General features: G+C 69.6%; 5 protein-coding genes, 1 other RNA gene and 1 pseudogene. 5 read left to right on the forward strand and 2 right to left on the reverse strand.

All coding sequences use genetic code 11. The features are described from left to right. Positions 1–258 (reverse strand): annotated as a pseudogene (locus tag FV228_RS33335) (CPBP family intramembrane glutamate endopeptidase); the annotation flags it as partial. 81 nt (positions 259–339) lie between these two features. On the opposite strand from FV228_RS33335, the gene ssrA reads away from it, so the two are divergent. The 4 genes from ssrA (at position 340) to FV228_RS34845 (ending at position 1,842) form a co-directional block, all read left to right on the forward strand. Then, positions 340–721, forward strand: a transfer-messenger RNA (tmRNA) gene (gene ssrA / locus FV228_RS22225). Between the two features lie 66 nt (positions 722–787). Then, a complete protein-coding gene (locus tag FV228_RS22230) occupies positions 788–1,402 on the forward strand; it encodes a ClpXP protease specificity-enhancing factor SspB (protein ID WP_147856589.1) in 615 nt (204 codons plus the stop codon). A gap of 52 nt (positions 1,403–1,454) precedes the next feature. Beyond that, a complete protein-coding gene (locus tag FV228_RS22235; protein ID WP_238260008.1) occupies positions 1,455–1,703 on the forward strand; it encodes a hypothetical protein in 249 nt (82 codons plus the stop codon). A gap of 4 nt (positions 1,704–1,707) precedes the next feature. Continuing rightward, complete coding sequence (locus FV228_RS34845) at positions 1,708–1,842, forward strand: hypothetical protein (RefSeq protein ID WP_279596777.1); 135 nt, start codon at positions 1,708–1,710, stop codon at positions 1,840–1,842. 35 nt (positions 1,843–1,877) lie between these two features. Here FV228_RS34845 and FV228_RS22240 read toward each other — a convergent pair whose 3' ends face one another. Then, positions 1,878–3,284: a cytochrome P450 gene (locus tag FV228_RS22240; RefSeq protein WP_147856591.1), complete on the reverse strand. Its 1,407-nt coding sequence runs from the start codon at positions 3,282–3,284 to the stop codon at positions 1,878–1,880. Between the two features lie 122 nt (positions 3,285–3,406). On the opposite strand from FV228_RS22240, the gene FV228_RS22245 reads away from it, so the two are divergent. Then, the coding region (locus FV228_RS22245; protein WP_246693991.1) for a lyase family protein at positions 3,407–4,059 on the forward strand (653 nt) is incomplete at its 3' end.

Below are 4,059 nucleotides of genomic sequence, written 5' to 3' on the forward strand. Positions count from 1 at the left end.
CCACCAGGCCCCGCCCAGCACCAGGGCGGCGAGGTAGATCTGGCGCAGGGCATCGACCGCGAAGGCGCGGTGCGCGAGGTCCACGGCGCCGAGGAACGGGCGGCGCTCGGTCGGCAGGAACGGATCGATCCCCGCCCACAGGTCGAACCCGACCCGGACGGTCACCAGGGAGAGCAGGCTCGCGGCGCCGAGATAGACGATCACGAGGCCGACCAGCAGTGCGAGCCGCCAGATCACCCCCCAGATCCGGTCGAGCACGGGCGCGGGGACGCTCGACTGCGCACTTCCGGCAACAGCCTGGTCAAGAGGTTCGCCCTGAGACAGTGGCGCGACACGATCGGGCTTCAAAACCGGACCGATCCCCTCTATATCTTGGGAGCCGGTCGCGAGGCCGGCTATGGCGATAAACGATCTTCGCAATAAACCGATCGGACCCGGGGGCGGTACCCGGCGCCTCCACCTGAGCCCAGGACCGATGGCCGCAAGGCCAACGGAGTTCGACTGGTCTCAGGCGGGGGCGAAGCAGGTTCGACGACGGCGTAAGGGTTGATCTTTCGTTCGGCATGGTTCCGCCGTTATCGGGCCTTTGCAAGAGTTGCCAACGACACTTTTGCTTCGGTGGCGGGGGCCGCGTAAGCGGTCTCCAAGATCGGTCTCAAGTCCTCGCGGTTCTCGCCGCAGAGGCGGGGCATGAAGGCGCCCGGCACCAGAAGCCGTCACTCATTTCCTCGGTCCGGCCATCCGCGGCGGGGCGCCGGGCGCAGACCGGGCTAGAGCGCGACCGCAGATGGCAGACGACCTGATTCGCTACGATCTCCTGGTGCAGGACGCCCTCCGCGGCGTCGTCCGCAAGGTGCTGACCGATGCCGCCCGGGACGGGCTGATGGGAGACCATCACTTCTACGTCTCGTTCCGGACTGAGGCGCCCGGCGTGCGGATGTCGCAGGCCCTGCGCGAGAAATACCCGCAGGACATGACCATCGTCCTGCAGCACCAGTTCTGGGACCTCAGCGTCCACGAGCACACGTTCGAGGTCGGCCTGTCCTTCTCGGGCGTGCCGGAGCGGCTGCTGGTGCCGTTCGACGCCCTGTCGGGCTTCTTCGACCCGTCCGTGCAGTTCGGCCTGAAGTTCGACCTCACCGAGGCCGGCGAAGTGCCCGAGGAGGCCAACGCCGCCCCGGCTAAGGCCGGCCCGCGCGGGGCGGGCTCCGAGCCCAGTGAGGTCCGGCCCAAGGGGTCCGGGCTCGCGACGATCGGCTCGGCCGCCCCGAAGGGCCTGCCGGCCCCCGCCGCGCAAGGCGACAAGCCCGACGAGAAGGCTCCCCGCCCCGCCGCCAAGAAGGACGGCGAGGAGGGCAGCGCCGAGGTGGTGAGCCTAGACGCGTTCCGGAAGAAGAACTGAACTCTCCGGGCCGAATCAACGGCCCAGGGCTTCATCGGTGGACGAGACTGTCGTGCAGCCGATCCTGTCGGCGGCGGAGCGCAAGCATCGCGCGAAACGCTTCGACGAAGGCGTGAAGCTTATCGCGACCTTCTTCAACGCTACGGCGATCCTCACGCTCGGAACGGCGTTCATCAGTCCGCTGGTTCAGCATCCCGCGGATGTGTTCACCAACAACGGCTGGGCTTTCCTGCTCGCGTCCGTCATCCTACATCTGATCGGACAGATCGCGCTTCGGGTGTTTCTGCGCGCCGAGGAGTAGCTGGATGCCCCAGAGCTATGCCCTTCAGATCCTGATGATCGCCGTCGCCATGTCGGTGCTCGGCCTCGGGGGCCTCTTCGTGGCCGCGCGCATCTACGATCGCAACACGCGCCGGCTCGAAGCGCGCCGAGGTGATTGAGACCGGCGCGCGCTGAGAGCTGGTGCCTGCCGCCTTTAGCCCCGCAGCTCCGCCTCCATCCGCAACCCATGCTCCGGCCGCAGCGTCACCCGGTGGAGCGGGCTGACCGGCGGGTGGTCCGCCGGAAGGTGGAAGCGCACCGCCCGGACCACATGGGCCAGCACGATCACCGCCTCCTGGATGGAAAAGCTCTGGCCGATGCAGACCCGCGGGCCGGCCCCGAAGGGCAGGTAGGCGAAGCGCGGGATCGCGTCGCGGTTCTCGGGCAGGAACCGCTCCGGCATGAAAGCCTCCGGGTCCTGCCACAAGGTCAGATGGCGGTGGAGCACCCAGGGCGCCACCATCACGAGCGAGCCGCGCGGGATCTTGATCCGGCCGAGCCGGTCGTCCCGGGTCGCCTGCCGGCTGAGGAACGGCACCGGCGGGAACAGGCGCATCGCCTCCTCGATCACCGCCCGCGTGTAGGGCAACTGCTCGACGGCGAAGTCGCCCGCGCCCGCGGCGTCGACCTCGGCCTCGACCCGCGCCTGCGCGGCCGGATCCTGCGACAGGCAGTAGAGTGCCCAAGTCAGCGAGTTGGCCGTGGTCTCGTGGCCGGCCGCGATGAAGGTGACGATGTTCGCCTTCACGGCGAGGTCTGACAGCCCGTTGCCGGTCTCGGGGTCCTGGGCGGCGAGCAGGAGGGTCAGCAGGTCGCGCGGCGCATCGCCCTGCGCCATCGCCGCCTTGCGACGGGCGATCAGTTCGTCGACCACCTCGGCGAAGAAGCGCCCGGCCGGCCGCGCCCGCAGGTGGCCGATGCGCGGCACGAAGTCGGGCACCCCGAACACGTCGAGCGGGTCGATCGGCCCCACCGCCTCGAGGAACCGCGTGATCGCGCGGCCCAGGGCGTCGGGATCGCCCGGCAGCCCTTGGGTGAAGATCGTCCGCTCCAGCACGTCGAGGGTGACGCGGGTCATCTCCAGCGCCACGTCGACCTTCTTGCCGCCCCGGCGGGCGAGGCGGCGTCCCAGCTTGGCCCCCGCCGCGTTCATCGCATCGGAGAAGCCCTGGACCGTGCGGGCGTTGAAGATGGGGGCGAGCGTCCGGCGCTGGAGCCGCCACTCGTCGCCCTCGGCGCTGAGCAGACCGTTGCCCAGGCCCGGCGCCAGCACCCGCCGCTGCAGGTCGTCCTTGCGGTAACCCTCGACGTTCTCGACCAACAGGTAGCGAATCAAAGACGGATCGCTGACCACGGTGATCCGGCCCATCGCGCCCTCGGCGGCCACGACCGGCTCCTTGAAGTGCACGTCCATCCAGGTGGTGATCGGGTTCTTGCGGGCGGCCCGGAGGAACTCGAACAGGCCCAGCGGTTCGCGCAGCGGGCGCGGCACGGGCGGGCGGAATCGCGCGGACGCGCCCTCGGCCAGATCGCGGTCGGTTCGGTCGATCGTCGCGCTCATCGGCTCCCTATCCGGCGGGAACAGAGCCCCGCGCTTGTCCGGCGCCGGGGAAAAACCGGCATCGCGATTCATCCGCGCCTCATTTAAGTAGGCACCGCACTGCACCAAACGTAGAGGCCACGATGTCGCCCACCGAGACCGGAACCGCCACCCGCACCGAGTCCGACACCTTCGGGCCGATCGAGGTCCCGGCCCACCGGTACTGGGGCGCGCAGACCCAGCGCTCGATCCAGAACTTCAAGATCGGCACCGAGCGCATGCCGGCGCCGCTGGTCCACGCCCTGGGCCTGGTGAAGCAGGCCGCCGCGCTGGTGAACAAGGATCTCGGCGCGCTGGAGCCCAAGCTCGCCGACGCCATCGCGGCGGCCGCCGCCGAGGTCGTGGCCGGCCGACACGACGACGAGTTCCCGCTCGTGGTCTGGCAGACCGGCTCGGGCACGCAGTCGAACATGAACGCCAACGAGGTCATCGCCAGCCTCGCCAACGAGGCCCTGGGGGGTAAGCGTGGCGGCAAGACGCCGATCCACCCGAACGACCACGTCAACCGCGGCCAATCCTCCAACGACACCTTCCCGACCGCCATGCACATCGCGGTCGCCCGGGAGATCAGCGGCCGGCTGATGCCGGCGCTGACCCACCTGCACACGGCGCTGGACGCCAAGGCCAAGGCGTTCGAATCGATCGTCAAGATCGGCCGGACCCACCTGCAGGACGCGACCCCGGTCTCGCTGGGCCAGGAATTCTCGGGCTACGCCGCCCAGGTGGCGCTCGGCGG

It is taken from the genome of Methylobacterium sp. WL18 (assembly GCF_008040015.1).
Classification (GTDB): domain Bacteria; phylum Pseudomonadota; class Alphaproteobacteria; order Rhizobiales; family Beijerinckiaceae; genus Methylobacterium; species Methylobacterium mesophilicum.